At 68.8% G+C, this 26,944-nt stretch carries 21 protein-coding genes and 1 pseudogene; 13 read left to right on the forward strand and 9 right to left on the reverse strand.

Translation table 11 applies throughout. The features are described from left to right. Window positions 1-54: 54 nt before the first annotated feature. From MEBOL_RS26465 to MEBOL_RS26490, 6 genes are all read left to right on the forward strand, one after another. A complete protein-coding gene (locus MEBOL_RS26465) occupies window positions 55-822 on the forward strand; it encodes a DNA-methyltransferase (RefSeq protein WP_095980058.1) in 768 nt (255 codons plus the stop codon). Window positions 823-861: 39 nt separating this feature from the next. Further along, a complete protein-coding gene (locus MEBOL_RS26470; protein WP_095980059.1) occupies window positions 862-2,142 on the forward strand; it encodes a dicarboxylate/amino acid:cation symporter in 1,281 nt (426 codons plus the stop codon). Between the two features lie 93 nt (window positions 2,143-2,235). After that, window positions 2,236-2,724, forward strand: a complete 489-nt coding sequence (locus MEBOL_RS26475; protein WP_095980060.1) for an FKBP-type peptidyl-prolyl cis-trans isomerase — start codon at window positions 2,236-2,238, stop codon at window positions 2,722-2,724. 66 nt (window positions 2,725-2,790) lie between these two features. Beyond that, window positions 2,791-4,677 carry an OPT family oligopeptide transporter gene (locus MEBOL_RS26480; protein ID WP_095980061.1) on the forward strand — a complete coding sequence of 629 codons (1,887 nt, stop codon included), beginning with the start codon at window positions 2,791-2,793 and terminating at the stop codon, window positions 4,675-4,677. A gap of 11 nt (window positions 4,678-4,688) precedes the next feature. Then, a complete protein-coding gene (locus MEBOL_RS26485; protein ID WP_095980062.1) occupies window positions 4,689-6,059 on the forward strand; it encodes an FAD-binding oxidoreductase in 1,371 nt (456 codons plus the stop codon). A gap of 137 nt (window positions 6,060-6,196) precedes the next feature. Further along, complete coding sequence (locus MEBOL_RS26490) at window positions 6,197-6,526, forward strand: hypothetical protein (RefSeq protein ID WP_170115598.1); 330 nt, start codon at window positions 6,197-6,199, stop codon at window positions 6,524-6,526. 95 nt (window positions 6,527-6,621) lie between these two features. Here MEBOL_RS26490 and MEBOL_RS26495 read toward each other — a convergent pair whose 3' ends face one another. Continuing rightward, window positions 6,622-8,244: an ABC-F family ATP-binding cassette domain-containing protein gene (locus tag MEBOL_RS26495; RefSeq protein WP_095980064.1), complete on the reverse strand. Its 1,623-nt coding sequence runs from the start codon at window positions 8,242-8,244 to the stop codon at window positions 6,622-6,624. Window positions 8,245-8,419: 175 nt separating this feature from the next. Between MEBOL_RS26495 and MEBOL_RS26500 the strand changes: the two genes are divergently transcribed. Further along, window positions 8,420-8,890 carry a MarR family winged helix-turn-helix transcriptional regulator gene (locus MEBOL_RS26500; RefSeq protein WP_095980065.1) on the forward strand — a complete coding sequence of 157 codons (471 nt, stop codon included), beginning with the start codon at window positions 8,420-8,422 and terminating at the stop codon, window positions 8,888-8,890. Between the two features lie 4 nt (window positions 8,891-8,894). After that, window positions 8,895-9,587, forward strand: coding sequence for a VOC family protein (locus MEBOL_RS26505; protein ID WP_095980066.1), 693 nt, complete (start codon window positions 8,895-8,897; stop codon window positions 9,585-9,587). Here the strand turns inward: MEBOL_RS26505 and MEBOL_RS26510 are convergent. Then, a pseudogene (locus tag MEBOL_RS26510) lies at window positions 9,577-10,199 on the reverse strand (creatininase family protein). The gene MEBOL_RS26505 and the pseudogene MEBOL_RS26510 sit on opposite strands and share 11 nt — an antisense overlap. Window positions 10,200-10,315: 116 nt before the next feature. Between MEBOL_RS26510 and MEBOL_RS26515 the strand changes: the two are divergent. Next, a complete protein-coding gene (locus MEBOL_RS26515; RefSeq protein ID WP_095980068.1) occupies window positions 10,316-11,746 on the forward strand; it encodes a glycoside hydrolase family 43 protein in 1,431 nt (476 codons plus the stop codon). A gap of 22 nt (window positions 11,747-11,768) precedes the next feature. Here the strand turns inward: MEBOL_RS26515 and MEBOL_RS26520 are convergent, their stop codons facing one another. Beyond that, window positions 11,769-12,698: a LysR family transcriptional regulator gene (locus tag MEBOL_RS26520; protein ID WP_095980069.1), complete on the reverse strand. Its 930-nt coding sequence runs from the start codon at window positions 12,696-12,698 to the stop codon at window positions 11,769-11,771. Between the two features lie 99 nt (window positions 12,699-12,797). On the opposite strand from MEBOL_RS26520, the gene MEBOL_RS26525 reads away from it, so the two are divergent. Continuing rightward, window positions 12,798-13,814, forward strand: coding sequence for a zinc-binding alcohol dehydrogenase family protein (locus tag MEBOL_RS26525; protein WP_095980070.1), 1,017 nt, complete (start codon window positions 12,798-12,800; stop codon window positions 13,812-13,814). Between the two features lie 113 nt (window positions 13,815-13,927). Beyond that, complete coding sequence (locus tag MEBOL_RS26530; protein ID WP_095980071.1) at window positions 13,928-15,028, forward strand: catalase family protein; 1,101 nt, start codon at window positions 13,928-13,930, stop codon at window positions 15,026-15,028. A 43-nt stretch (window positions 15,029-15,071) separates the two neighbouring features. On the opposite strand, the gene MEBOL_RS26535 is transcribed toward MEBOL_RS26530, so the two are convergent. Genes MEBOL_RS26535 through MEBOL_RS26545 form a run of 3 tightly spaced genes read right to left on the reverse strand, consistent with a single transcriptional unit; the run spans window position 15,072 to window position 17,838 of the window. Beyond that, window positions 15,072-15,614 carry a peptidase M23 gene (locus MEBOL_RS26535; protein ID WP_095980072.1) on the reverse strand — a complete coding sequence of 181 codons (543 nt, stop codon included), beginning with the start codon at window positions 15,612-15,614 and terminating at the stop codon, window positions 15,072-15,074. Window positions 15,615-15,670: 56 nt separating this feature from the next. Then, entirely contained in the window at window positions 15,671-16,663 is a 993-nt protein-coding gene (locus tag MEBOL_RS26540; RefSeq protein WP_095980073.1) for a HEAT repeat domain-containing protein, read from the reverse strand. Next, on the reverse strand, window positions 16,660-17,838 hold the full coding sequence (locus tag MEBOL_RS26545) for a hypothetical protein (protein ID WP_095980074.1): 1,179 nt from the start codon (window positions 17,836-17,838) through the stop codon (window positions 16,660-16,662). The genes MEBOL_RS26540 and MEBOL_RS26545 overlap by 4 nt, the downstream gene beginning before the upstream one ends. Before the next feature lie 151 nt (window positions 17,839-17,989). Here MEBOL_RS26545 and MEBOL_RS26550 point away from each other — a divergent pair, with 151 nt between their 5' ends. Both MEBOL_RS26550 and MEBOL_RS26555 read left to right on the forward strand, forming a co-directional pair. Further along, complete coding sequence (locus MEBOL_RS26550) at window positions 17,990-18,973, forward strand: hypothetical protein (protein ID WP_157775500.1); 984 nt, start codon at window positions 17,990-17,992, stop codon at window positions 18,971-18,973. A 128-nt stretch (window positions 18,974-19,101) separates the two neighbouring features. Beyond that, window positions 19,102-21,069 carry a hypothetical protein gene (locus tag MEBOL_RS26555; protein WP_095980076.1) on the forward strand — a complete coding sequence of 656 codons (1,968 nt, stop codon included), beginning with the start codon at window positions 19,102-19,104 and terminating at the stop codon, window positions 21,067-21,069. Between the two features lie 3 nt (window positions 21,070-21,072). Here MEBOL_RS26555 and MEBOL_RS26560 read toward each other — a convergent pair whose 3' ends face one another. From MEBOL_RS26560 to fusA, 3 genes are all read right to left on the reverse strand, one after another. Then, the gene (locus MEBOL_RS26560) at window positions 21,073-22,998 is read right to left on the reverse strand and encodes an ABC-F family ATP-binding cassette domain-containing protein (protein ID WP_095980077.1); all 1,926 of its coding nucleotides are present in this window, start codon (window positions 22,996-22,998) and stop codon (window positions 21,073-21,075) included. A gap of 45 nt (window positions 22,999-23,043) precedes the next feature. Continuing rightward, on the reverse strand, window positions 23,044-24,519 hold the full coding sequence (locus MEBOL_RS26565; protein WP_095980078.1) for a DEAD/DEAH box helicase: 1,476 nt from the start codon (window positions 24,517-24,519) through the stop codon (window positions 23,044-23,046). 146 nt (window positions 24,520-24,665) lie between these two features. After that, the gene (fusA, locus tag MEBOL_RS26570; RefSeq protein WP_095980079.1) at window positions 24,666-26,780 is read right to left on the reverse strand and encodes an elongation factor G; all 2,115 of its coding nucleotides are present in this window, start codon (window positions 26,778-26,780) and stop codon (window positions 24,666-24,668) included. Between the last annotated feature and the right edge of the window lie 164 nt (window positions 26,781-26,944).

Genomic DNA, 26,944 nt, shown 5'->3' on the forward strand with positions numbered 1-26,944 from the left:
GCTTCACGGCGCGGGGGTGGTGAAGCGGGGTGGCTGGGGTAGGGTGCGCGCCGGATGAATCCTCACGACGAGAGCCAGTCCTTCCGCTGTGTACGGGCCGATGCGCGCGAGCCCGGTGGGTACCGGCAGGTGTTGGGCGAGACGAAGGCGGCCTTCCTGCACACGGATCCCCCCTATTGCCTGCTCACGCGCCGACGCAAGGGGGGAGACCTGAGGGATCCGCGCGAGCACAAGAAGATCGATCGCAACCCCATCGTGCGCTTCGAGACGGTGCGGGACTACCGCGCCTTCACCGAGGCGTGGATGACGCGCGCGGTGGCGCACCTCACCCCGGAGGCCCCCCTGGCCATCTGGACGAACCTCCTGGGCAAGGAGCCCATCCTCGCCACGGCGCGCGCGCTGGGCTTCGGCCACCTGCGGGGCGAGTACGTCTGGGGCAAGCGCACCACGGACAAGAACGCCAACGAGCAGTTGCTGCGCGTCTACGAGGTGGCGCTGGTGCTCTCCCGGACGCCCGCGCCCGAGCCCCGGCTGGAGGATCCTCCGACGACCTGGGCGGTGGTGGGTGGCTACGATGATGACAGCGAGGCGGCGCGTTGGGGCAACCACCCCCACCACAAACCCTTCTCGGTGCTGGAGCCGCTGGTGCGCACCTGGAGCCGGCCCGGGGACTGGGTGTTGGACCCGTTCGCGGGCAGTGGCTCGATGCCCGCGGCGGCGCTGCGCCTGGGCCGCAAGGCGGCGTGCCTGGAAGTAGAGCCCGAGTGGGCCGAGCGCGTCGCCCGGCGTCTGCGCGAGACGGCGCCCCCGGCGAACCAGTAGTCTGCGCGTTTCCCCTCCCCAACGTAGCGAGGACTTCGGATGAAGCAGCACCAGAAGATGCTCCTGGGCATCGTCATCGGCACGGGGGCGGGAGTCGCCGCCAACGTGCTCGCGCACGGCGCGCCCTGGCTCGAGTGGGTGGTGACGAACATCACCTCCCTGGTGGGAACGCTCTTCCTGCGGCTCCTGCTGATGCTGGTGGTGCCGCTGCTCTTCGCCGCGCTGGTGATGGGCGTGTGCGAGCTGGATTTGCGGCAACTGGGGCGGCTCGGCCTGCGCACGCTGGGCTACACGGTGATTGTCTCCGCCATCGCGGTGCTCATCGGTCTGGTGGCGGTCAACGTCTTCCAGCCGGGCAAGGGCCTGAGCGACGAGGCGCGCGCGCTCATCCAACAGGGAACATCGGTGAAGGCGGCCCCCGCGCCGAGCGACACCTCGGTGCCCGCGCTCATCACCTCCATGGTGCCGAGCAACCCCGTCAAGGCGGCGGCGGACGGGGACATGATCGCCCTCATCGTCTTCTCGCTCCTCTTCGGCATCGCCCTGGCGGTGACGGACACCGAGGGGGCGCGCAGCCTGCGCGGCGCCATCCAGGGGCTCTATGACGTGATGATGACGCTCATCGACGGCGTGCTGCGGATGGCGCCCGTGGGCGTGGCCGCGCTGCTCTTCAGCATGACGGCGCGCCTGGGCTTCGGCATCCTCATGCAGGTGGCGGCCTACGTGGGCGTGGTGCTGCTGTCGCTCGGGCTGCACATGTTTGGCGTGTACTCCCTGTCCGTGCGCTTCCTCGGGGGGAGAAACCCCATCGCCTTCTTCCGGGACTGCCGCCTGGCCATCGTGACCGCCTTCTCCACGGCGTCCTCCAGCGGCACGCTGCCCACGGCGCTCAAGGTGGCCGAGGAAAACCTCAAGCTGCCGCGCAACGTGTCGCGCTTCGTGCTCACCGCGGGCTCGGCGATGAACCAGAACGGCACCGCGCTCTTCGAGGGCGTCACCGTGCTCTTCCTGGCGCAGGTGTTCGGCGTGACGCTGAGCATCCCGGATCAGATCGTGGTGATGTTCATCTGCATCCTGGCGGGCATCGGCACCGCGGGTGTGCCGGCCGGCTCCATTCCCGTCATCGCGATGATCCTCGGTTTGTTCAAGATTCCCCCCGAGGGACTGGCGCTCGTACTGGGCGTGGATCGCTTCCTGGACATGTGCCGCACCACGCTCAACGTGACGGGGGACCTGGCCGCCGCGGTCTACGTGGCCCGGGGCGAGACGGATCCCACCGAGCTCGCCCCGGCGCCGGGACAGGAATCGTCCGCTTCTTGAGCTTCCGCGCGGCCTGGGGTTGCCTTGGGCGCGCCGCTGCCCCATACCCCCGGAAACCCCACATCACAGGTCGGGTCAAGGGAGCCGCCGCACATGAAGGTGTCCAAGGACTGCGTGGTCTCATTGGAGTATCGGTTGCACCTCGGCGATGGAAAGGTCGTCGATGAGAGCGGGCCCGGGCAGCCCCTGGCCTACATCCATGGACGGGGGCAGATCGTCCCGGGCCTGGAGGGGCAACTAGACGGCCTGTCGGTGGGAGACGCGAAGCAGGTGGTGGTGGCCCCCGCGCAGGGCTATGGCGAGCATGACGTCCGCGGACTTCAGGAAGTCCCCCGCACCATGTTCCCCCCGGGCGCGGCGCTCGAGCCGGGCCTGAGCATCTCCGCGCAGACGGCGGACGGGGACGTCATCCCCATCACCATCCGTGAGATAAAGGGTGAAAGCGTGGTGGTGGACCTGAACCACCCACTGGCGGGCAAGACGCTGCACTTCGACGTGAAGGTGAAGGACGTGCGCACGGCCACCGCCGAGGAACTGGAGCACGGCCACGCCCACGGCCCGGGCGGCGCGCATTCGCACTGAGGCCGGCGCCGCGGCGGAGGCTCCACTCGTCGGGTAGGAGGTGTTCCGGTATCCTTGCACCTCCTCATGACTTCGCCCGTCTCGCCCTCGCCCCAGCAACTGCGCATCCACCCCGAGCCCGTTCCTCCGACGGAGCCTCCTTCCGAGAAAGAGGACCCCGAGCGCTACTGGCTCGAGCACGTCTACCAGGGCGGAGCGCGCCAGCTCACCGTGCGCGCCATCATCGCGGGCATGCTGATTGGCGCGGTGATGTGCCTGTCCAACCTGTACGTCATCCTCAAGACGGGTTGGAGCCTGGGCGTCACCCTCACCGCGTGCATCCTCGCCTTCGCCACCTTCGGCATGCTGCGCGGCGTGGGCCTGATCCGAAAGGACTTCACCACCCTGGAGAACAACGCCATGGGCTCGGTGGCGTCGGCGGCGGGGTACATGACGGGCGGTGGCAACATGGCGGCGGTGCCCGCGCTGCTGATGCTCACCGGGACGCTGCCTCCCTCGGGGTGGCTGGTGGCGTGGTTCGCCGCCGTGTCCGCGCTGGGCGTCTTCGCCGCCATCCCCATCAAGCGCCAGCTCATCAACATCGAGCAGTTGCCGTTTCCCACGGGCACGGCCACCGCGGAGACGCTCCAGGCGCTGCACGGGCATGACGAGCGCTCCCGGGGCAAGGCGCGCTACCTGGGCATCGCGGGGCTCGTGGGGGCGACGGTCGCCGTGTGGCGGGATGCCAAGGGCGCGTGGCTCGCGTGGAACCTGCCCGCGAAGCTGAGCCTGCCCTTCATGATTGGCGGCAAGCCCGCCGGGGCCTGGACGCTGTCGCTGGACCTGAGCCTGCTGCTCATCGGCGCCGGCGCGCTGGTGAGCTTCAAGACGGGCTGGTCCATGCTGCTCGGGGCGCTGCTCACCTACGGCGTGCTCGCGCCGGAGATGGTCAGCCGGGGCGTCATCCCCGAGGTGACGTACAAGGCCATCAACGCCTGGACGCTGTGGACGGGGGCCTCGCTGCTCGTCGCCTCCGGCCTCTTGTCCTTCGCCTTCCAGTGGCGCAGCGTGGCGAAGTCCTTCCAGGCGCTCGCGGGGCTGTTCGGCAAGAAGACCGAGGAGAACAAGGATCCGCTCGCCGACGTGGAGTGCCCGCCCTCGTGGTTCCCCCTGGGCTTCCTGGTGCTGGGGCCCGTGGTGGTGGGGCTGATGGCCTACCTCTTCCAGATTCCGGTGTGGGCGGGCGTCATCGCCCTGCCGCTGTCGGTGGTGATGGGCGTCATCGCCTCGCGCGTCACGGGTGAGACGGACACCACGCCCACCAAGGCGCTCGGGCCGGTGACGCAGTTGCTCTATGGCGGCCTCTTGCCGGGCAACCTCCCCGCCAACATCATGAGCGCCAACGCCACGGGCGGCGTGGGGCTGCACTCGGCGGACCTGCTCACGGACCTCAAGTCCGGGTGGCTGCTCGGGGCCAATCCGCGCCAGCAGTTCTTCGCGCAGCTCTTCGGCGTGGTTGCGGGCGCGGCGGTGGTGGTGCCCGCGTTCAACCTGCTCGTGCCGAGCGCGGACGTGCTGGGCACCGAGGAGTTCCCCGCGCCCTCGTCCCTGGTGTGGGCGGGCGTGTCGAAGATGCTGATGAGCGGGGTGGAGTCCCTGCCGGTGTCCGCCCGGATTGGCGCGCTGTGCGGCCTGTCCCTGGGCGTGGCGCTGGTGCTGCTGGAGCGCTGGGCGCCCAAGGCCGCCAAACCCTTCATCCCCTCGGCGTCCGGCCTGGGGCTGTCCATCGTCATTCCGGGAGCGAGCTCCATCAGCTTCTTCATCGGCGCGGCGATCGCCGAGGTGCTGCGCCGCAAGAAGCCGAAGCTGGCCGAGGCCGCCGTGCTCCCCGTGAGCTCGGGCTTCATCGCGGGCGAGAGCCTGATGGGCATCGCCATCGCCATGCTCAAGGCCTTCGGCGTGATGCCCAAGTAGGAAGGTTTTCGATGAGCGCTGACCTGTTACAGGCCCTCGCGGCCGTCCTTCCCCCCGACGGACTCGTCACGGATCCGGATGTCCTGGAGGCCCATCGCCATGATCAGGCGGGGTGGGCCATGGCGGGGACTCCCCGGATCCTCGTCCGCCCGGGTTCCACGGCGGAGGTCCAGGCCGTGCTCCGCGTGGCCTCGGCGCACCGGGTGCCCGTGGTGGCGCGGGGCGCGGGCTCGGGCCTGTCCGGGGGCGCCAACGCCGTGGACGGCTGCATCCTGCTCTCCCTCACGCGGATGAACCGCATCCTGGAGTTGGACACCCAGAGCCTGTTCGCCGTCGTCCAGCCCGGAGTCGTCAATGGCTCGCTCAAGGCGGCCGCGGCGGAGCGGGGGCTCTGGTACGCGCCGGACCCCGCGAGCTGGGAGTTCTCCACGCTCGGCGGCAACCTGGCGACCAACGCGGGAGGCCTGTGCTGCGTGAAGTACGGCGTGACGGGAGACTCCGTGCTGGGGCTCGAGGTGGTGCTCGCGGATGGCTCGGTGGTCCGCACGGGCGGGCGCACGGTCAAGAACGTGGCGGGCTATGACCTGACCCGCCTGTTCATCGGCTCCGAGGGCACGCTCGGCATCATCACCGAGGCCACGCTGCGCCTGCGTCCGCGTCCGCCCAGGGCCACGACGCTGGTGGCGGCGTTCCCGTCGCTCGTGGCGGCGGGCGCGGCGGTGCTGGACATCATGAAGGACACGCGGCCCTCGCTCCTGGAGTTGATGGACAGGGCCACGGTTCGCGCCGTGGAGAAGCACCGGCCCATGGGCCTGGACGCCGACGCGGCCGTGCTCCTGATGGCGCGCTCGGACGCGGGGGGCGAGCAGGGCGTGGCGGAGTGCGCGCGGATGGCGGCGGCCTGTGAAGCCGCGGGCTCGACCTTCGTCATCCAATCCTCCGACGAGGCCGAGGGCGAGCTGCTGATGGGCGCCCGGCGGTTCGCTTTCTCCGCGCTGGAGAAGGAGGGGACGACGCTGCTCGATGACGTGTGCGTGCCCATCGCCCGGCTGCCGGAACTGCTCGCGGGCGTCGAGCGCATCGCCGAGGCGCGGCGGGTGCTCATCGGCACGTTCGGTCACGCGGGGGACGGCAACATGCACCCCACGCTCGTCTTCAACCGCGAGGACCCGGACGAGGTGGCGCGGGCCCAGGCAGCGTTCGACGACATCCTCCAGGTGGTGCTCGACCTCGGGGGCTCCATCACCGGGGAGCACGGGGTAGGGGTGCTCAAGCGTCCCTTCCTGGAGCGTCAGCTCGGGTCCGAGACCACGAAGCTGCATCACACGCTCAAGGCCGCGATGGATCCGCTCGGCATCCTCAACCCCGGCAAGCTGCTCTGACTTTAGCGGCAATCAGAGGTGTTGCCGAGGGCAGTCGGATGTCGAACTGCTATGCCTATACGGGGCTCGCTGGGCTTCCAGAAGTGAAGAAGGTCGTCAAAGTGGAACCCCTTCCCGCAGAGTTTCGTGGACCTGGCTTGGGTTTGCTCGATGTGCTCAGGTGGTCCCGTCAGCAACTGATGATTGGGCGTGGACTCTGGTTCGTTGCTGGAGGGGACCGGGTCGATTCCCTGGTCTCCTTCATTCATGGCTGGCTCGCCCATGACGTCTTCAATCAGACCTCGGACCCGGAGTGGCAGGCGTTCGAGACATGGCTGCGGGACGTGAAGAACGAGTTTCCCGGCGAGGGCTGGCATGTGAAGTTCCTCGTCGACTGTGGCGGTGATCACGAGCGCGCGGCCATGAAGTTCCTCGATTTCGTCGAGGAGTTCGTCACGTCCACGCGCACACCGCCCACGGAGTTGTGAGCAACGCCCTGTTTCGGGTAGGGCGCTCCGGACAAATGAAGAGGGCGCCCGTTTCCAGGCGCCCTCGGGGTTCATCCCATCAGTGACTCAGCCGCTCAGCTGCGCAGGCCCGGCGCCTCGTGGCCGGTGCGCGCGACGTACTCGTTGTAGCCGCCGCCGTACTGGTGGATGCCGTCCGGCGTCAGCTCCAGCACCCGGTTGCTCAGCGCGCCGAGGAAGTGCCGGTCGTGGCTCACGAAGAGCATGGTGCCCTCGTAGTTGGAGAGCGCCGCGATCAGCATCTGCTTGGTCGCCATGTCCAGGTGGTTGGTGGGCTCGTCGAGGATGAGGAAGTTGGGCGGATCGAAGAGCATCTGCGCCAGCACCAGACGGGCCTTCTCGCCACCGGACAGCACCCGGCACTTCTTCTCGATCTCATCCCCCGAGAAGCCGAAGCACCCGGCGAGCGCTCGGAGCGAACCCTGGGACGCGCGGGGGAACTTGTCCACGAGCGAGTCGTACACGGTGTGCTCGGGCTTGAGGATCTCCATGGCGTGCTGGGCGAAGTAGGCCATCTTCACGCTGCCGCCCACCGTCACCGCGCCGTCGTCCGGCCTCGAGTCCCCAGCGATCAGCTTGAGCAGGGTGGACTTGCCCGCGCCGTTGACGCCCATGACGCACCAGCGCTCGCCGCGCCGCACGAGGAAGTCCAGGCCGTTGTAGATGCGGCGCTTGCCGTAGCCCTTCACCACGCGCTCGAGCTTCGCCACGTCGTCGCCCGAGCGGGGTGGGGGCTGGAAGTCGAAGAGCAGTGTCTGCCGGCGCTTGGGCGGCTCCACCTTCTCGATCTTCTCCAGCTTCTTCACCCGGCTCTGCACCTGGGCGGCGTGGGAGGCGCGCGCCTTGAAGCGCTCGATGAACTTGAGCTCCTTGGCGAGCATGGCCTGCTGGCGGTCGAACTGCGCCTGCTGGTGCTTCTCGTTGATGGCGCGCTGCTGCTCGTAGAAGTCGTAGTTGCCCGAGTACGTGGTGAGCTCGCCACCGTCGATCTCGACAATCTTGGTCACGATGCGGTTCATGAACTCGCGGTCGTGGCTCGTCATCAGGATGGCGCCCTCGTAGTTCTTGAGGAAGCTCTCCAGCCAGATGAGCGATTCGATGTCCAGGTGGTTGCTCGGCTCGTCGAGCAGCATCACGTCCGGGCTCATGAGCAGGATGCGGGCGAGCGCCACACGCATCTTCCAACCGCCGGACAGCGCGCCCACGTCGCCGTCCATCATCTCCTCGGAAAAGCCGAGGCCCGCGAGGATTTCCCGGGCGCGGCCCTCCAGGGCGTAGCCCCCCAGCTCCTCATAGCGGCCCTGCACGACGCCAAAGCGCTCGACGAGCTTGTCCATCTCGTCCATGCGATCGGGGTCGGCCATGGCGGCCTCCAGGGACTTGAGCTCGGAGGCGATCTCCGACACGGGGCCCGCGCCGTCCATGACGGCGGCCACGGAGCTCTGGCCGGACATCTCGCCCACGTCCTGGTCGAAGTAGCCGATGGTGACGCCGCGGTCGACGGAGACCTGGCCCTCGTCCGGGTGCTCGCGCTGGACGACCATGCGGAAGAGCGTGGACTTGCCCGCGCCGTTGGGGCCCACGAGGCCCACCTTTTCGCCCTTGTTGAGCTGGGCCGAGGCCTCCACGAAGAGGATCTGCTGCCCGTGCTGCTTGCCGATGTTGTCGAGACGAATCATGAGACCTCAAGAGGGGCGAAAATCCCTCGCCCCCGCCCTCTCCCAGACCGGAAGGGGGTTCGTCCAGAAGTTATCAGGACTTCGTTTTCATCCCCGGCGAGGGCCCGCCCGCCTGGCCTCTCTCCGCACACCACGCTTGATTGACAGGGTCCTGTCATCATGACAGAGTCCTGTCATGTCGAAGCTGACGCCGTCGGCGCTGTCGTTCAGCGAGCTCATCCTCGAGGTGTTCCACCTCAACGGGCTGGCGCTCGCGGCGGGTGAGGTGCTCAGCAACCCATCGGGGCTGACCAGCGCGCGGTGGCAGGTGCTTGGCGTGGTCGACCACGGCCCGGTGCCGGTCGCCAGCGTCGCCCGGACCATGGGGCTGGCGCGCCAGAGCGTGCAGCTCACCGCGGACTCCCTGGAGCGCGACGGTTTCATCGAGTACGTGGACAATCCGCACCACCGCCGCGCCAGGCTCATCGCGATCACCGACGCCGGGCGCAAGGCGCTCCGTGGGGTCGAGGCACGCCAGGCGACCTGGGCGAACCGGCTCGGCGAACGCCTGGAGCCCGCGACGCTGCGCGCGACCCTGGAGGGCCTGCGGCGGGTGCGAGAACTCCTCGAACAGGACGCGGTGACCCTCGAGCCACACAAGGAGTGAGCCCATGTCGATGACGATCCCCGTGCTTCCGTGCGCCGCGCTACCGGAGACGCTGGCGTTCTACCGGACCCTCGGTTTCGAGGTCACCCACGAGCAGACGCGTCCCAATGTGTACGCGGCGACCCGTCGCGGCGATGTCCACCTGCACTTCATGGGTCTCAAGGGGCTTGAGCCCTCCAAGGCATACAGTACCTGTCTGGTGATGGTTCCAGAGGTCGAGCAGCTCCATCGGACCTTCGCGGATGGCCTGCGCCAGGCATACGGCAAGGTCCCGCTCTCCGGCTTCCCGCGCATCACCCGCATGAAGCAGGGTCAGAGCCGCTTCACCGTGGTCGACGTCGACGGCAACTCAGTCATCTACATCCGCCAGGACGCGCCGGATGACTATGACGAGGGCCGCTCGGACAATTCGTCACAGACCCAGCTCGGCAAGGCCTTGCGCGCCGCGGCGCGCCTGCGCGACTTCAAGAACGACGACGCCGCGGCCGCCAAGGTCCTCGAGGTGGCGCTGACGAAGGAGGCGGGTGCCGCGTTCGAGCGCGCGCGCGTGCTCGTCGCTCGAGCCGAGATCGCTGTCGCCATGGATGACTCGGCGCGTGTGACGAGCGCGCTCGCGGAGCTCTCCGCACTGGTGCTCCGCGACGACGAGCGGGCACGGATAAAGGAGGAACTCGAGGCCCTTGGCGTCAGGGCGTGAGAGGCGTCTGGCGCAGGGCCTCGATGTCCGCGAGCACGCCGCTGACCAATGCCTCCACGACGCGCTCACCCTTGGCGAGCGTGGCATCTCCAAACACGCCGCTCAAGGACAGCTTGCCAGGTCCCTGGGGGTTGCGCGTCAGGGGCCCCTCTCCGGGGTGGCAGTCCTTGACGGCCTTGCTCATGTCCACGGTGTGCGGCGCGATGTAGAGCATCATCGAGGTCTCGATCTCATCGGCGTGGGTTCCTTCCTCCTGCTGGCTCACCTCCTTCTGCACCGGATCGAGCGTCTGGAGCAGGTCGGTGAAGCGCAGCACGATGCCCTCGGCGGCGAGCACTTCCTGGGCGGGCCGGAGCGCGCGCAGCGTGGAGACCCCCGTGTTGAGCACGTAGAAGCGGCGTGGGCCGAAGCGCGCCAGGCTCCGGCAGATGTCCACGATGACAGCGACGTGGCGCCCGGGTACTCCACGAACGAGGGATAGAACGAGTAGTTGACCGTGGGCGCGACCACCACGTCCGCGCTGGCGAGCACCCGTTTCGCGAGGTACTCGGCCGTGTTCCAGTCGTTGCCCAGCGGAAGGTGCGGCCCGTGCTCCTTGGCCTGGGCTCCCAAGGGGAGCCCCGAGTCTCAATCCCTCTGGATGGGAGGTCGGTTATTTCCAGATTTACTTGGATGCCGGTTCTGAGCGAAAGTGGGTGCGGAACAGGACTCGAGGAGGTTGGCTTTCCATGAAGACCCATCGGTTGGTCGCGGCCCTCACTGTCATGAGCGCCGCCGCGGTGTCTGGAGTTGGCTGTGGCGGCGAGGCGGGGGGCGTGGCGGAGGACTCACTTTCCACCGCTTCCGCGCCGCTCGCCTGTACCACCCGAATCGTGTACGGCGATGCGTGGATTCACGGGGGCCACCCGAACCAGTTCGACATCGCCGATGGCGAGGTGACCTGGGACGGCACCTGCGTCAACGAGGGAAGCAACTCCTACGCGGTGCTCTCCAATGGGTGGAAGCCGTACTTCACCGGCAACAACGCATGTGTGATGTCGTTCGACTCGGACTGCGCGGGTGCCCCCGCGTGCTCCACGCGCGTCACCTATGGCCCCAAGTGGATCCACGCCAACCCGGGGACGTACGACGACGTGGGCGGACGCGTGTTCTGGAATCGCTCGTGCGTCAACGAGGGAAGCAACTCCTACGCGACGCTCTCCAACGGATGGAAGCCGTACTTCACCGGTGCCAATGGCTGCGCCATGACGTTCCGGTACACGGGCTGTGGCGGCCTCTACCAGAACCCGGTGTTCCCCAATGACTGCGCCGATCCGGGCGTGATCTTCGATGGGGGCAAGTACATCGCGGTGTGCACCTCGGGCGGTGCCGCGGCCGCGTTCCCCATCCGGACCTCGTCGGACCTGGTCACCTGGACGAGCGCGGGCTTCATCTTCCCGGCGGGACAGCGGCCCTCCTGGGCCTCCACCGACTTCTGGGCTCCGGAGATCCACCGCGTGGGCTCGCGCTACATCGCCTATTACACCGCGCGTCACACCAATGGCGTCCTGTCCATTGGCGCCGCCACCGCGGCGAGCCCACTCGGGCCCTTCACCGACCTGGGCCGTCCCCTCGTGCATGACACGAAGATGGGGATGATCGACGCCACCTTCTTCACCGACACCGCCGGCACGAAGTACCTGGTGTGGAAGGCGGATGGCAACGCGGTGGGGCAGAAGACGCCCATCTATGCGCAGGCGCTCTCGGCGGATGGTCTGTCGCTCGTCGGCACGCGGCAGACGCTGATCACCAATGACCGCACCTGGGAGGGTGGGGTGGTCGAGGCGCCGTGGGTCGTCGCGAAGGACGGCTACTACTACCTCTTCTACAGTGGCAATGCCTACTACAACGGCACCTATGCCATTGGCGTGGCCCGCGCGACGAGCCCCCTCGGTCCGTATACGAAGGCCAGCGCCCCCATCCTGAAGACCGTTCCGGGTTGGGAGGGGCCCGGGCATGGCTCGGTGGTCACCTCGCCCTCGGGCACCTCCGTCATGGTTTATCACGCCTGGAATAGCGCCCACACCGCGCGCGTGATGCTCGTGGATGCCATCGTCTGGAGCAACGGCTGGCCGACGATGCCCAGCGCTCCGTCGTTGAATTCGCGTCCCATGCCTTGAGCCGCTCGGGCTCCTGTTGAGATCAACGGCCCTGGGCACCGTCCTCACGGTGGCCCGGGGCCAGTTCCGCCGTGGTGGCATCGAGGAGCGCGCGCAGCAGCGGCAGGCGGTGCAGGTCCCGGTGGTAGCCCGACCAGACGTCCCGGCCAGGAGGGGATTCGCCGAGCCACACCCGCTCCAGTCCAGGCGTGACGGCGCCCACCTGGACGGGCAGCACGGCGATTCCCGCCCCCTCGGCGCACATCCTCGCTTGCACGTCCCGGTTGTTGCTGCGTCCGGCGAAGCGGGCCTCGGGCAGCAGCCGGGTGAGCCAACCCACGTCGGCGAGTTCACTGAACGCCGTGTCCATGGTGATGAGCGAGTGGCCCTCGCCCCCGGTGGCGGGGTCCGGCGCTCCCTGGCGCTCCAGGTAGGCCCGCGATGCGTAGGCCTCATAGGCGATGTGCATGAGCCGCTTCTGCATGACGTCCGGCTCCTGGAAGCGCAGGAAGCGGAAGCTCAGGTCCGTCTCCCGGCGGCTCAGGCTCACCAGCCGGGTCTCGGTGACGAGTTCCACCACGGCCCGGGGGTGACGCTGGCTGAACCGGGCGAGGATGGGCGCCAGGACATGGGTGGCGAACCAGTCCGAGCTGGACACGCGCAGCATGCCTCCCAGCTCGTCACCCTGGCCGGCCAGCCGCCTCTCGAAGGCCAGGGCCTCCTCCTCCATGCGCTCGGCGTGCGCGAGGACCGCCGTGCCCGCCTGCGTCAGGGAGAAGCCCTCGGCGGTGCGGCTCAGCAGCTTGTGGCCCACCGCCTCCTCCAAGGCGTAGAGCCGGCGCCCCATGGTGGGCTGGGTCTGGCCGACGGCCTTGGCCGCGCCCACGAGCGAGCCCGCCCGGGCCACGGCGAGGAACACCTTGAGGTCGTCCCAGTTGGCGGACACCCCTCCCTTGGGTCTGCGTGCGGCCATGCGGAATCGAATACCGCGAATGCGCAAATGTCGATTCCGGATCGCGCGGGCCGGGGCCAGATTGCGCCTCGTTCTCCTTCTTCCTTCCGGAGCGTCGCCATGAAGGCCATTGCCTACCGCCAGCGTCTTCCCCTCGACCATGCCGAGAGCTTGATCGACATCGAAGTGCCCAATCCCCCGGCCCCCACGGGGAGGGATCTGCTCGTCCGGGTCCAGGCCGTCTCGGTGAATCCCGTGGACACCAAGATCCGCACGAACGTGGACCCCAAGGGCGCGGACAAGATCCTGGGCTGGGACGCCGCGGGCACCGTGGTCGCGGTGGGCCCGGACGCTCGCCTCTTCAAGGCGGGGGACACCGTCTTCTACGCGGGCGCCATCGAGCGCTCCGGCACGAACGCCGAGCTGCACCTGGTGGACGAGCGCATCGTGGGCCGCAAACCCGAGTCGCTGGACTTCGCCCAGGCCGCCGCCCTGCCGCTCACCTCCATCACCGCCTGGGAGATGCTGTTCGACCGGCTGAAGGTGCCCTACGGGAAGAAGGCCGACGCGGGCTCGGTGCTCATCGTGGGCGGGGCGGGCGGCGTGGGCTCCATCGCCATCCAGCTCGCGCGCCGGCTGACGGGCCTCACCGTGTTCGCCAGCGCCTCGCGGGCCGAGACCCAGGACTGGGTCCGCCAGATGGGCGCCCATCACATCGTGGACCACCGCCAGCCGATGGCCCCGCAGATCAAGGCCATTTCGCCCCAGGGCGTGGACTACGTGCTCGCGCTCACCCAGACGGAGAAGCACTTCGCCGACCTGGCGGAGGCCCTCAAGCCCCAGGGCGCCCTGTCGATCATCGATGATCCCAAGACGCCGCTCGACATCGGCCTGCTCAAGAGCAAGAGCGCGTCGCTGCACTGGGAGCTCATGTTCACCCGCCACCGCTTCCAGACGCCGGACATGATCGCCCAGCACCAGTTGCTCAACGAGGTGGCGGACCTGGTGGACGCGGGCCTGCTGCGCACGACGATGCGCGAGAACCTCGGCACCATCAACGCGGCCAACCTCAAGCGCGCCCATGCGCTGCTCGAGAGTGGCCGCGCCATCGGCAAGGCGGTGCTGAGCGGCTTCTGAGGAAGCATCCGCCTGAGTATGTCGCCACCTGACTGTGTCGTGCAGGCGACAGTCTCCCAGACGAAGAGACGGCAGGATGCGTCCTCATCCGTCGTGGGAAAAGGAAGCGAACCATGTCCGAGAACAACCCTTACCTCCGTTACAGCGACTCCGTGGAAGTGCCCGAGCAGGACGAGGAGGCATTGAGCGCGAGGATCATCGAATCAATGGGGCGGGTGAACCGCGCCAACTTCGAGCGGCATCGCCACGCCACCCGGGACGCCCATGCGAAGAGCCATGGGGTACTCGTGGGCACCCTCACGGTGAACGAGGGATTGCCCGCCCACCTGCGTCAGGGTCTCTTCTCCGAGCCGCGCAGCTATCCCCTCGTCGTGCGCTTCTCCTCCGCGCCCAGTGATGTCCAGAGCGATCGCATCCCCACCCAGCGCGGCATGGCCATCAAGGTGCTGGGCGTGGAGGGTCCCAAGGTCTTGCCGGAGCACCGTGACGAGACGACCCAGGATCTGCTTCTGGTCAACCACCCCGTCATTCCCTTCGGGGACGTGGCCGCTTATTGGCGGGCCCAACAATTCGCGGAGCGGCGGGCGGGCGCTTCCGAGCTGTCCAAGAGGGTGACCGCCGGACTGGCGCGTGGCGCGCACCACGTGTTCAACGCGGCGGGCATCCAGAACGAGCTCCTGAAGGCCCTGGCCACCCCCAACACCCACATCCTGGGGCAGACGTTCCACAGCATGGCGGCGCTGCGCTTCGGAGACTACATCGCGAAGATCAGCGTCGCGCCGCTCTCTGGGGAGGTGCGCCAGTTCATCGGGCGAACGATCGACGCGGACACCCAGCCCTCGGCCTTGCGGGACCTCGTGGTCGCGTTCTTCCGGGAGCACTCGGCGGAGTATGAGTTGCGCGCCCAGCTCTGCACGGATCTCGCGCGGATGCCGGTGGAGGACGCATCGGTGCCCTGGCCGGAGAGCGTGTCGCCCTGGCAGCCCGTCGCGAGGATTTCCCTGCCCCGGCAGGAGGCCTTCAGCCCGGAGCGCCGCGTCTACGCCGACGACGTGCTGTCCTTCAACCCCTGGCACTGCATTGAGGCGCACCGGCCCTTGGGCGCGCTCATGCGCTTGCGCCGCAAGGCCTACGAGGAGTCCTCCCGTTTCCGGCACGAGATGAACGCGAAGCCGCGCGTGGAGCCCCGGAGCCTGGCGGACATTCCCGCCTGAGCTGGACCGGAGCACCCGGGGGCGGGTGCTCCAAGCCGGGGGCTTACAGCGTGGGGGCGCCGATCACGGTGGTGCAGTTGCCCGTGGTGCCGCAGGTGGTGCCCTTGCTGGTGTACCAGGCGGACTTGCGGGTGCCGTACTGACGGTTGTCCGCGTGCACGTGCGGGCCGGTGGCTTCGCCGGTGCCGCCCACGAGGCCGAGCGCGCAGCCATCGCACGTCTTGGTGCCGGAGCTGGTGTTGGCGTAGATGTGCAGCTGGCGGAACTCCCAGCCGCTGCCGCCGGAGACGACGTAGTAGTTGCCGGCGCCGCCGTTACACGTGGAGCCGTAGCAGGCCGCGCCACAGCCGCCGTAGTACTTGTAGGCGTAGCTGCCCGCGAGCATGCCGCGGTGGTTCCACTCGCCGCACGTGCCGTTGCTGATGTCGAGCGCCGTGTGGCTGCCGCCGTTGCAGCTGTAGTACGTCGTCGAGTTCACGCGCGCGTTGGGCTCGCAGATGGGGCCCTTGGCGTTGGCGGCCACGGCCACTCCGGCCCAGCCCGCCAGCAGCGAGCCCGCGACGCACAGCATCTTCTTCACGTTCATACATCCTCCTCGGGGGTTGCTCCGCGCTACTTCGGACTACGGGGGACTGCCTCCGGCTACTTGCGCAACCGCTCCTTCTCGCGCAGCAGCAGGTGCCATTCCTGGAGCCCGAGCTTGAGCGCGGACTGCCAGGCATCGATTTCCGGATCCAACGCGGGGGCCACGCCGCGCAGGGACTCGAGCGTGGCGCTCGCGCCGCCCATGCCCAGTTGGACGATTCCCTTCAGGGCGGACTTGCGCACGCCCGGGTCGCGCTCCTCGCGGTAGAGCGAGACGAGCGCGTCGCGCGTGCTCTTGGATTCCTTGCCGGGCACGCCCCCGAGCGCCGTCGCCGCCGCGGCGCGCACGCCCGGGTCCTCCGCGCGCAATTGCCCGTGCATCCGCTCCACCGTCTCATGGCCCACCGCCTCCATGGAGACCTCGGACAAGAGCCGCGCGGTGGCCTTCGGGTCCTTCGAGGCCAGCGCGGTGGCCACGGCCGTCTCGGACACGCCCTGGTCGTGGCCGAAGTACACTTTGGCGTTCTCGTGGACGAGGTTGTCCACCACGGCCTGGCGCACCTCGGGGGCGCTGTCGCGGATGAGCTGCTCGTACGTCACCACGCCGCCGTTCTTCGCCATGCTGTCCACCGAGCCCGTGCCCCGCAGGGCCCGCACCGCCGCCGCCCGCGCCGCGGGATCCGCGTCTCCCGCCGCTCGGGCGAGCACGGGCTGGAGCAGGGCGGGGTCCTCGGCGAAGCTGGCCTTGCTCGCGAGCGCCGCGCCCAGTCCTTCCAGGGTCGCCGGGTCGTGTTCACGCGCGAAGGCGGCGAGCAGTTCGTCCGAGGGCATGACCCGGGCGGCGGCCTTCAGGCGCGCGAGGGCGTATTTGCGGTAGGCGGGCGAGCCGGAGCGCAGCGCATCGCGCAGCTCGTCGATCATCCCGCTGAACGAGCATTCCGTCTGGCGCAGGGGCTCCGGGGACGGGTCGACGGCCAGGGCGGGCAGCGGGAGACAGCAGGCGGCCGTGGCGAGCAGCGCTCCGAACCAGCGCTTTCGGGGGGAGATCATTGGTGGGGCGCTCCTTCCTCGATGAGGCAGCGGTGGCGTTCTTCCTTGCCGAGCCAGATGCGGGCGAAGTCCACCGTGCCCTCGGCATAGAGCCGCTGGAAGTCCCGGTAGTCCTGCACGAAGCGGGGATCCTGCGCGGCCATCTGCTGGAGCAGCGGCAGGGCTCCGGCCCCGGCCGCGCGCACGGCGAAGCGGAAGAGGGCCCAGCGCACGCACTCGTCCTTCTCCGCGGGGAAGGCGCCGCGGTACGCCTCCAGCGCCTTCTGGGGATCCTCGGTGACGGCGAGCCGGAAGGCGGCCATCTCGCGCACGTCCCGCTCGGGATCCGTGCGCATGATGCGCTCGAGCCGCTCCATGGACTCCGTGTCCATCAGCGGATCCGAGTAGGACGGCATCTCCAGCGCGAGCAGGCGCGTGGCGAGCTCCTCGGACTTCTCGCCCACGTCCAGCAGCTCGTTCCAGTACGGAGCGAAGGTGCCGGTGCGCTCGTAGTCCTCCTTCATCACCCGGCCGATCGTCCGCGTGGCCACCCAGCCCGCGGAGTCCGTGGCCACGTTCATCGCCAGGCTCTTGAGCCGCTGGATGTTCGCGGGCGACAGGCGCTTCTGCGTCTCGAGCGCGTCCAGGGCGGTGGCCCGGTTGACGAGCTGCGCGCCCTCGTCCTCGCCCATCTTCAACAGGCCCTCCACCACCTGGGGCTGGTGGACGGCGGGAGCGTTCTTCAACGCGCCCAGGTAGAGGGACACCTCCTCCGGCCGCTGGCCCTTCTGTGCCCAGGCGAGCACCTGGAGCGCGCGGCCCGCGTCGTCTCCGATGAGCTCCGTGAGCCGTTCCTGGAGGTATGTCGCGAGCTCGCTGTCTCCCGCGCCGAGCGCGGCGCTCAGGGCCCGCGGGAAGGCATCGAGCGAACCGCCCTGGTCGAACCCGGCCACGCCGTCCCAGCACCCCGGCATGGGAATGATGTCCTGCTTGGGAGCGCGTTCTCGAGGAGGCGGGGACGTGCCCCCGGATCCTCGCGCGTCCGTGAGCGCCTTCGTGGGCGCGGAGGAGGGCTCGGGGGATGCCAGGGGCTCCTTCCCGGCGGGTTCCGGACGGCGCCAGACCAGCGCCACGCCCAGGAGGATGAGCAGCGTGACCCCGACCAGCAGGGCGGCCTTGGTGAATGGACGTTGCATGATTGTCAGGTTTATCTGGTTATCATGGGTTTCAATCCGCGCTCAAGGAATTCTCGGGCACCGAGAGGAACGTCCTGGGGGAGGGGTCCCGTCGTCGGGTGGGGTTGCTGTACGCTCCCTCCCGCCGGGCACCCGGCATTCAGGGGGCTTCATGCGACGGAGAAGTCTGGTGGCGGTGTTGTTGTTGAGCGGCTGTTCTCAATCCGCTCCCACGCCGCCGCCCCCACCGCCGCCTGCCTCGATCGAGGTGATTGAGCTGGCCGGGGGCCCCGATGAACCGATGGCCGATGCCACGGCGCCTCGCGCGGAGGCTCCCGATGCGGCGTCCCCCGAGGCGCTGGAGCGGACCTGGTCGATCCGCTCCGCCGATGGCCATGCCGAGGTGCGGCAGCACCCTCTGGATGAGGGCAAGGCGCGCCGTTGCCAGAGCACCTCGACGGTCATCTCACCCGAGGATGCACGCCAGGTGGTGTGGGAGTGGCGCACCTGCATCGCGACCCGGGAGCAATTCAAGTTCGTCTCCCGGGATGGCCGGCGTGTCCTGGTGATCGATCCACGTCCCGCGCTGCTCCAGCGGGACTGGTTGGGCGTGGAGGTGGCCGCGCTTTACGAACACGGGGTGCGCATCCGGGTGATGAAGGCCGAGTCCGTGGGGGGAACGCCTCGCGTGGTCCGGGAGCCCTTGCCCCATCTGCTCTGGCTCGCGGGGCTGGAGGGTCCACCGGGGAACGCGCCGCGATACTCCTCGGATGGAGATGCGGTCGAGTTCCAGGCGCTGGATGGGCGCGCGTGGCGGCTGGGCTTCTCCGGAGAGGGCTTTCCCGCCTCCGAGGCGCTCTCCCTCTTCAACGCGGACGAGGGCCTGCTGCGGTACGAGGACGCGCGGGGGACGGTGCACTTCGTGCGTTCACTCGAGGAGGTTCCCGAGCGCTACCGCTCGCGGGCGGGGCCCGTGACGGCCCAGGTCGACATCCGCGCCAGTCCCAAACGAGAGGCCCCCGCCCCGCCCAAGGCGGACACCCAGGACGTCCAGGTTCCCAATCCCGTCGAACTCGTTCGCAAGGCCCGTGAGACCGCGAAGCAGGTGGAGGAGATCCGCCGGGAGCAGGATCGGTTGCTGAACGCCCCGCCCTGACGTCTTTTGTCGTGGGGGCACGAAACTTTTCGTTCCCGAGTTTCGAGAATCCTCGTTGAACAGGATCCTCCGGGAATGACACCGCGCGTCGCGCGAGGGTGCTTCCCGGACTTTCACGAGGGCATCTCATGGGTCTGGGCGGAATCGTTTCTGGGGCAGCGGATGCGGCGAAGCGGGCGGCGGAAGCGGCGGCGCGCGCGGCGGAAGCGGCGGCGCGCGCGGCGGCGGAGGCCGCCAAGAAAGCCGCCGAGGCCTCGCAGCAGGCCGCCCAGAAGGCAGCGGATACCGCCAAGGCCGGTGTGGAAGGCGTGGGCCAGAAGGTCTCGTCCGTGGCCACCGAACAGGCGAAGGACGTCTTCGAGGGCGCCAAGGACGTGGTGGGCGGCGTCGCGGACAAGGCGCAGAAGGTCGCCGGCGGCGTGGTGGACAAGGCGCAGGAGGTGGTGGGCGGCGTCGCGGACAAGGCGCAGAAGGTCGCCGGCGGCGTGGTGGACAAGGCGCAGGAGGTGGTGGGCGGCGTCGCGGACAAGGCGCAGAAGGTCGCCGATGGCGCGGTGGACACGACGAAGAAGCTCGCCGGTAGCGCGGTGGGCACGGCGCAGACGGCGGTGGGCGGCGTCGTGGACAAGGTGCAGGACCTCGCTGGCGATGCGGTGGACCGGTTGAAGTCCGCGGCGGACTTCGCGGTGAACAACCCGGGGGTGGTACTCGACAAGGCCACGGATCTCGCGGCCGACGGACTGGACGCGGCGGGCCGGTTCATCCAGAACGCGCCCACGCTGGATCCCCTCGCGAAGGCGGGGCAGATGCTCGTCGGGGGCGCCCTGCAGACCGGGGCCGACCTGGTGCGCGATCCCGTGGAGACGGCGCGGTCTGTCCAGGACGCGGTCACGCTCAGCTCGGAGGTCGACTCGCTCAAGCCGGGTGAGAGCGCCAAGGTGTCGCTCGACGGTTCGGTCAATGGCGCGCTCCTGAGCGCCAAGGCCAAGGGAGAGATCGAGGTCAAGCGCAACAAGGACGACGCGGGTGGGGGTTACACCGTTTCCGTGAGTGGTGAGGCCGGCGCTGGCGTGGCCGCCAAGCTGGGCGCGAAGGGCGCCGCCGAGGCGGGCGCGAGCGCCTACGGGATCGCGGGCGCCAAGGTGGAGTTCACGTTCGCCACGGCCGAGGAGGCCAAGCGCGCCACGGACACCCTCACCCAGGCGAGCCTGACCACGGCGGCTGGCGCGACCAATCCCGTGGCGGGTCTGGTCACGAACCAGGCGCTGGGCGATCCCCTCGGCGACGTGGCCGATTTGAAGGACAACGTGAGCGCCCTGGAGTTCAAGGTCGGCGCGGAGGGCAACCTCTCGGGCAGCATCGGCGCCAAGGGCCTGGGCGACGTGTTGGGCGCGGGCGCCAAGGCCAGCCTGAATGGCAAGCAGGAGACGACGGCGCGCGTCGAGTTCAAGGACGGCCATCCCTCCAAGCTGTCCCTCAAGCAGAGCGTGGATGTGAACGCGCAGGCCTCGGCCTCGGCGGGCCTCAGCGTGCCGGGGAGCAACGGGGGCTCGACCAGCCTGCCCGGAGGCGCGTCCGTCGATGGCAAGGCGGGTGTGAAGGTGGAGCTGGAGCAGAGCTTCAACCTGCCCAAGGACTTCGATCCGGCGTCGCTCGTGAATGATCCCGCGGGTGCCGCGCGTCAGATCAACGCCACCGCCCAGGAGACCCAGGAGGTGAAGCTCACCGTCACCGACTCGCGTCAGGGCTCGCTCAAGGGATTGGGCTTCAACGGCAGCGCGGGTCAGGAGGTCAAGGTCGAGCTGACCGCGAAGCCCGAGGACATCGCCCGGAGCGGCGCCGTGGACAGCCTCCTGGAGGGGGACATCGGCAAGGCGATGACGCAGGCGGGCAGCACCCTCAAGACCAAGGCGACGCTCCAGGAGAAGACGACCGAGGGCAACAACGTGGGCGTCGGCGTGAACGCGGGCGCGGGCGGTGGCGAGGTGGGGCTCACCACCGAGCGCACCCACCTGGGCCAGACGCAAGAGCTGAGCCCGGAGCAGCTCGCCACGCACTACCTGCAGGGCGGCTGGACCTCCGACCTCTTCGCCTGATTCTCAGGCGCCGGCGGCCAGGTCCTGCAGCTCCTGCCAGCGCGTGTAGAGGCGGTCCACTTCCGCCACCGCCGCGTCCAGCTCCTTCTGCACTCCGGCCGCCTTCGTCCCGCTCGTATAGACGGCCGGATCCTGGAGCTGGGCCTCCAGCTCGGACTTGCGTCCCTCGGCGGCCTCGATGGCGGCCTCCATGCCATCCAGCTCGCGCTGATCCTTATAGGAGAGCTTGCCCGGCTTGCGCGTGGGCTTGGACGGCTCGGCGGTGGTGGGCTCGGACTTCTTCGGAGCGGCGGGGGCGGTCGCGGCGAGCTTCGCCTGCTGCTGCTCCTTGAGCCGCTTGTACATCTCGAAGTTGCCCTCGTAGCGCGTCACCTTGCCCGCGCCCTCGAAGGCGAGGATGGAGGTGGCCACCTTGTCGAGGAAGTACCGGTCGTGCGTCACCAGGAGCACGCTGCCGGTGAAGTTGAGCAGCAGCCCCTCGAGGATGTTGAGGGTGACGATGTCCAGGTCGTTCGTGGGCTCGTCCAGCACGAGCACGTTGGCGCCTTCCAGGAAGAGCCGCGCGAGCAGGAGCCGGTTGCGCTCGCCACCCGACAGGGCCTTCACCTTCATGCGCTGCATGGGCACGGGGAAGAGCAGATCGTCCAGGTAGTCGCGCAGGGCCACGCGCTGATCGCCCAACTCCACCCAGTCGTCCCCGCGCGGCGAGGCCGCCTCGTACACCGTCTGCTCCGGGTCCAACGAGGCACGCGTCTGATCGTAGTAGGCGACCTTCGTGTTCTTGCCGATGACCACCTTGCCCGCGTCCGGGGGCAACTCGCCGAGCAGCACGCGCAGGAACGTGGTCTTGCCCACGCCGTTGGGGCCCACGAGCCCCACGCGCTCGCCGCGCTGCAACAGCAGGTTCACGCCCTGGAGCACGTTGCGCTCGCCGTAGGACTTCCTCACGCCCTCGGCCTCGATGACGGTGTGGCCGAGCCGGGGCGCCTGCATCACCTGCAGGCCCGCCACCTTGGGGCGCTGGAAGCCCTTCTCCTCCATGAGCTTGCGCGCCCGATCGATGCGCGCCTTGCTCTTGGTGCGGCGCGCCTCCGGGCCCTTGCGCAACCACGCCACTTCCTGGGCGATCCACCGCTCGCGCTTGTGCTGGGCGAGGCTCGCCTGCTCCTGCGCCACCAGCTTCTGCTCCACGTAGGCTTCGTAGTTGCCGGGGTACGAGGTGACGCCCGCGCCGGGTTGGATCTCCACGATGCGATCCACCAGTCCGTCGAGGAAGTAGCGATCGTGCGTCACCAGCAGGAGCGCGCCGGGCAGCTTGTCCAGCTCGTCCTCGAGCCAGTCCACCGTGTCCGCGTCCAGGTGGTTGGTGGGCTCGTCCAGCAGCAGCAGATCCGGCCGGGTGAGCAGCGCGCGGGCGATGGCGACGCGCTTGCGCAGGCCTCCGGACAGCTCCGCCACGGGCCGGTCCCAGTCCTTCACGCCCAGCCGATCCAACAACGTCTTGGCGTGGTGCTCCGTGTCATAGCCGCCGAGCTGCTCGATGCGGTCGGACACCGCGGCGAGCTGCTCCATGAGCTTCTCATGGGCCTCGGGGGGCGTGGTCTCCAGGCGCCGGGTGAGCTCCGCCTGCGCGGCCAGGGCCTCCTTGAGGGGACCCTGGGCCACGCTCAGCTCCGAGGCCACCGTGGCGCCCGGCGCGAACTCGGGCTCCTGCGGCAGGTAGGTGATGCGCGAGCCCCGGCGCAACTGCAGCTCGCCCGAGTCCGCGCGCGCGGCCCCCGCCAGGATCTTCATCAGCGAGGACTTGCCGGAGCCGTTGACGCCGATGAGGCCCACGCGCTCACCCTCTTCAATCGTGAGCGTCAGGCCCTGGAAGACGGTACGGCTGCCGAAGGAGAGTTGGACATCGGCGGCGCGGAGCAGGGTCACGGAGATCTCGGAGGGGGAAGGAGGGTTCTCGCGGCGGGTGCTTCTTTACAACCACTTGGGGGCGCGAGGCCGCTGAGAAGCGGCGGCCGGAGCCGCCGGAGCGGACGCCGGGGCCTGGCTTCCCGAGGGCCGGTCGTTGCGGGAGGGGCGCGAGTCCTGCCCCCGGGGGGCGGCGGACCGGCCGTCCCGGCCTCCCTGGCGGCGGCGGCCGCCGTTGCCCTCACCGCCCCGTCCGCCTCCGCGCGACTCGCCCCGGGGCGGGTTGCCGCCACGCGGGTTGCCTCCCGAGGACTGGGGACGGGCCTGCCGCGGGGCATGCCGGCCCTCGTTCTGGGGACGGCGCTCGGGGCGCTCGTCCCGCTCGGAGGCGGGAGCGGGCGCGACGCGGTAGGGACCGGCCTCCACCACCGGCACGCGCCGGCGGATGGTGCGCTCGATGTCCTTCAAATACGCGCGCTCCTCGCCGTCGCAGAAGGACAGGGCGATGCCCGCGGCGCCCGCGCGGCCCGTGCGGCCGATGCGGTGCACGTACGTCTCGGGCACGTTGGGCAGATCGAAGTTGATGACGTGCGAGATGCCGTCGATGTCGATGCCCCGCGCGGCGATGTCCGTGGCCACCAGCACCCGGCAGGCGCCGGACTTGAAGGCCGCCAGGGCCCGCTCGCGCGCGTTCTGGCTCTTGTTGCCGTGGATGGGCTCGGCGCCGATGCCCGCGGCCTCCAGGTGCCGGGCCACGCGGTTGGCGCCGTGCTTGGTGCGCGTGAACACGAGCGCGCGCTGGATGCCCGTGTCGCTCTGGAGCAGGTGCACGAGCAGCCCGCGCTTCTGCTCCTTCTCCACGAAGTACAGGCGCTGATCGATGGTCTCCGCCGTGGTGGCCACCGGGGCCACTTCCACGCGCACGGGCTTGACCAGGATGCTGTTGGCCAGGCCCTGGATCTCCGGCGGCATGGTGGCCGAGAAGAACAGCGTCTGCTTCTGGCGGGGCAGGGCGGCGATGACGCGCTTGACGTCATGGATGAAGCCCATGTCCAGCATCCGGTCCGCCTCGTCGAGGACGAACACCTCGAGCGACTTGTAGGACACGAAGCCCTGGCTCATCAGATCCAACAGGCGGCCCGGAGTGGCCACGAGGATGTCCACGCCGCTCTTGAGCGCCTGCTCCTGGGCGCTCTGGCCCACGCCGCCGAAGATGACGGCGGAGGTGAGGCCGGTGTGGCGCCCGTAGGCCTTGACGCTGTCGCCAATCTGCGCGGCGAGCTCGCGCGTGGGGCTGAGCACGAGCGCGCGGATGGGACGGCCGCGCGCGGGCGGCGAGGGACGGCCCACGGACAGCCGCTGGAGGATGGGCAGGGTGAACGCCGCCGTCTTGCCGGTGCCCGTCTGCGCGCAGCCCAGGACGTCCTTGCCCTCGAGCACGTGGGGAATGGCCTGCTGCTGGATGGGCGTGGGCGAGGTGTACCCCTCGGCCTTCACGGCGCGCAGCAGGGGTTCGGCGAGCTTCAGATCTTCAAAAGTCATGGAATCTCAGGGGGAAAATGGGTCCCCGGAGGGTCCGGCGTGGCGGAGCGGCGCTCCGTGCTGGACCCGGAAAAAAAGAAGGCGCCCCCGGGGGAGGCGCCTTCCTTCAACAGCCAGGTTGAATCAGGCTTCGAAGTGCCTTGGGACTACTTGCGGGCGGCCTGCTCGGCGGCCAGCTTCTCCTTGTACGTGGCCATCAGGGCCTCGGCCTCGTTCTTCGGCACCGGGGAGTACTTGGCGAACTCCATGGTGTACTCGCCCTTGCCCTGGGTGGCGGAGCGCAGGTCCGTGGAGTAGCCGAACATGTTGTTCAGCGGCACCTCGGCCACCACCGTCACGTAACCCTCGGCCGTACCGGACTCGAGGATGGTGCCACGGCGCTGGTTGATCTGACCCACCACCGAGCCCTGGAAGTCCTCGGGCGCCTGCACTTCCACCTTCATCATCGGCTCGAGGATGATCGGCTTGGCGGCCGCGTAGCCCTCGCGGAAGCCCATGATGGCGGCGGTCTTGAACGCCATTTCGGACGAGTCCACCGCGTGGAACGCGCCGTCGTTGATGACGACGCGGATGCCCACGACGGGGAAGCCGATGAGCGAGCCCTTCTTCACCGCCTCGGTGAAGCCCTTGTCACACGCCGGGATGAACTCGCGGGGGATGGAACCGCCCACGATGTCGTCCACGAACTCGTACTGCTGCACGGCGTCCGAGGGCAGCGGCTCGACGTAGCCGCACACGCGCGCGAACTGACCCGAACCACCGGTCTGCTTCTTGTGCGTGTAGGCGAACTCGCCCTTCTGGGAGATGGTCTCGCGGTAGGCCACCTGGGGCTTACCGGCCACCACCTCGCAGTTGTACTCGCGCTTCATGCGCTCGATGTAGATCTCCAGGTGCAGCTCACCCATGCCGCGGATGATGGTCTGACCGGACTCCTCGTCGCGGTTCACGCGGAAGGTGGGGTCTTCCTTGGTGAAGCGGTTGAGGGCCTTGGAGAAGTTGGCCTGGGCGTCGCGGCTCTTGGGGGCCACCGCGAGCGAGATGACCGCGTCCGGCACGAACATGGACGTCATCGTGTACTGCACGGTGCCGTCGGTGAACGTGTCACCCGAGGCGCACTCCACGCCGAACAGCGCGATGATGTCGCCGGCGTAGCCCTCGTTGATGTCGTTCATCTCGTTCGAGTGCATGCGAACGATGCGCGGAACCTTGACCTTCTTCTGGTTGGCCTGGTTGATGATGAAGTCTCCCTTGGAGACCTTGCCCTGGTAGACGCGCATGTAGGTCAGCTGACCGTAGCGGCCATCTTCCAGCTTGAACGCCAGGCCCACGAAGGGCTTGTCCGCGTTGGACTCGAGGAGGACCTTCGCCTCGTTGTTCTTCTGGTCCAGCGCCTCGTTGGTGACCTCGGAGGGGTTGGGCAGATAGGCGCAGATGGCGTTGAGCAGCAGCTGCACGCCCTTGTTCTTGTAGGCCGAGCCGCACATGACCGGCGTCATCTTGAGCGCGATGGTCGCCCGGCGCACCGCGGCGACGATCTGCTCGTTGCTGATGGCCGCGTCGGACAAGAAGAGCTCGCCCAGCTCGTCGTCCACTTCGGCCAGCTTCTCGATCATCTCCTGGCGGTCCAGCTGGGCCTGCTCCTGCAACTCGGCGGGGATGTCCTCCTCGCGGATGTCCTCGCCCGACTCACCGTCGAAGTAGAACGCCCTCATCTTGATGAGGTCGACGAGGCCCTGGAACTTGTCCTCGGCGCCGATGGGCAGCTGCAGCCGCACCGGGTGGTGGCCGAGCTTCTCCTTCAGCTGGGCGGCCACGCGCTGATAGTTGCCACCCGCGCGGTCCATCTTGTTGACGAACGCGATCCGGGGAACCTTGTAGCGCTTCATCTGCCGGTCCACCGTGATGGACTGGGACTGAACGCCGGACACCGAGCAGAGCACCAGGATGGCGCCGTCGAGCACACGCAGGGCGCGCTCCACCTCGATGGTGAAGTCCACGTGTCCGGGGGTGTCGATCAGGTTGATGTTGTACTCGCCCCACATGGCGTACGTGGCGGCGGACTGGATCGTGATGCCCTTCTCACGCTCCAGATCCATCGAGTCCATCTTCGCGCCCACGCCGTCCTTGCCACGAACTTCGTGAATCTCGTGGATTCGGCCCGTGTAGAACAGGATGCGCTCGGAGAGCGTCGTCTTGCCCGAGTCGATATGGGCGGAAATACCGATGTTGCGAACCTTTTCGATGGGAACTTGGGTGGCCACGTGAGTCGGTCCTTCTGTGGGGTGCTGAGGGAACGTCCAGCGGGAACAGGGCAGGGGGCGCCCTTACTTCCCGAAGCTTGAAGTTTCCAGCCAAATCGGCTTGGAGCTGGGGAGCCGTCTACTCTCTCCGCGCCTCAAGGGGAAGCCCCCCCTGGGGGCGTGGC

This window comes from Melittangium boletus DSM 14713 (genome assembly GCF_002305855.1).
Lineage (GTDB): Bacteria > Myxococcota > Myxococcia > Myxococcales > Myxococcaceae > Cystobacter > Cystobacter boletus.

Bases quoted from the DNA above. Each gene is read 5' to 3' on its own strand.
- MEBOL_RS26465 (WP_095980058.1), top strand. From the start codon at position 55: ATGAATCCTCACGACGAGAGCCAGTCCTTCCGCTGTGTACGGGCCGAT.
- MEBOL_RS26470 (WP_095980059.1), top strand. From the start codon at position 862: ATGAAGCAGCACCAGAAGATGCTCCTGGGCATCGTCATCGGCACGGGG.
- MEBOL_RS26475 (WP_095980060.1), top strand. From the start codon at position 2,236: ATGAAGGTGTCCAAGGACTGCGTGGTCTCATTGGAGTATCGGTTGCAC.
- MEBOL_RS26480 (WP_095980061.1), top strand. From the start codon at position 2,791: ATGACTTCGCCCGTCTCGCCCTCGCCCCAGCAACTGCGCATCCACCCC.
- MEBOL_RS26485 (WP_095980062.1), top strand. From the start codon at position 4,689: ATGAGCGCTGACCTGTTACAGGCCCTCGCGGCCGTCCTTCCCCCCGAC.
- MEBOL_RS26495 (WP_095980064.1), bottom strand. From the start codon at position 8,244: ATGATTCGTCTCGACAACATCGGCAAGCAGCACGGGCAGCAGATCCTC.
- MEBOL_RS26500 (WP_095980065.1), top strand. From the start codon at position 8,420: ATGTCGAAGCTGACGCCGTCGGCGCTGTCGTTCAGCGAGCTCATCCTC.
- MEBOL_RS26505 (WP_095980066.1), top strand. From the start codon at position 8,895: ATGTCGATGACGATCCCCGTGCTTCCGTGCGCCGCGCTACCGGAGACG.
- MEBOL_RS26515 (WP_095980068.1), top strand. From the start codon at position 10,316: ATGAAGACCCATCGGTTGGTCGCGGCCCTCACTGTCATGAGCGCCGCC.
- MEBOL_RS26520 (WP_095980069.1), bottom strand. From the start codon at position 12,698: ATGGCCGCACGCAGACCCAAGGGAGGGGTGTCCGCCAACTGGGACGAC.
- MEBOL_RS26525 (WP_095980070.1), top strand. From the start codon at position 12,798: ATGAAGGCCATTGCCTACCGCCAGCGTCTTCCCCTCGACCATGCCGAG.
- MEBOL_RS26530 (WP_095980071.1), top strand. From the start codon at position 13,928: ATGTCCGAGAACAACCCTTACCTCCGTTACAGCGACTCCGTGGAAGTG.
- MEBOL_RS26535 (WP_095980072.1), bottom strand. From the start codon at position 15,614: ATGAACGTGAAGAAGATGCTGTGCGTCGCGGGCTCGCTGCTGGCGGGC.
- MEBOL_RS26540 (WP_095980073.1), bottom strand. From the start codon at position 16,663: ATGATCTCCCCCCGAAAGCGCTGGTTCGGAGCGCTGCTCGCCACGGCC.
- MEBOL_RS26545 (WP_095980074.1), bottom strand. From the start codon at position 17,838: ATGCAACGTCCATTCACCAAGGCCGCCCTGCTGGTCGGGGTCACGCTG.
- MEBOL_RS26550 (WP_157775500.1), top strand. From the start codon at position 17,990: ATGCGACGGAGAAGTCTGGTGGCGGTGTTGTTGTTGAGCGGCTGTTCT.
- MEBOL_RS26555 (WP_095980076.1), top strand. From the start codon at position 19,102: ATGGGTCTGGGCGGAATCGTTTCTGGGGCAGCGGATGCGGCGAAGCGG.
- MEBOL_RS26565 (WP_095980078.1), bottom strand. From the start codon at position 24,519: ATGACTTTTGAAGATCTGAAGCTCGCCGAACCCCTGCTGCGCGCCGTG.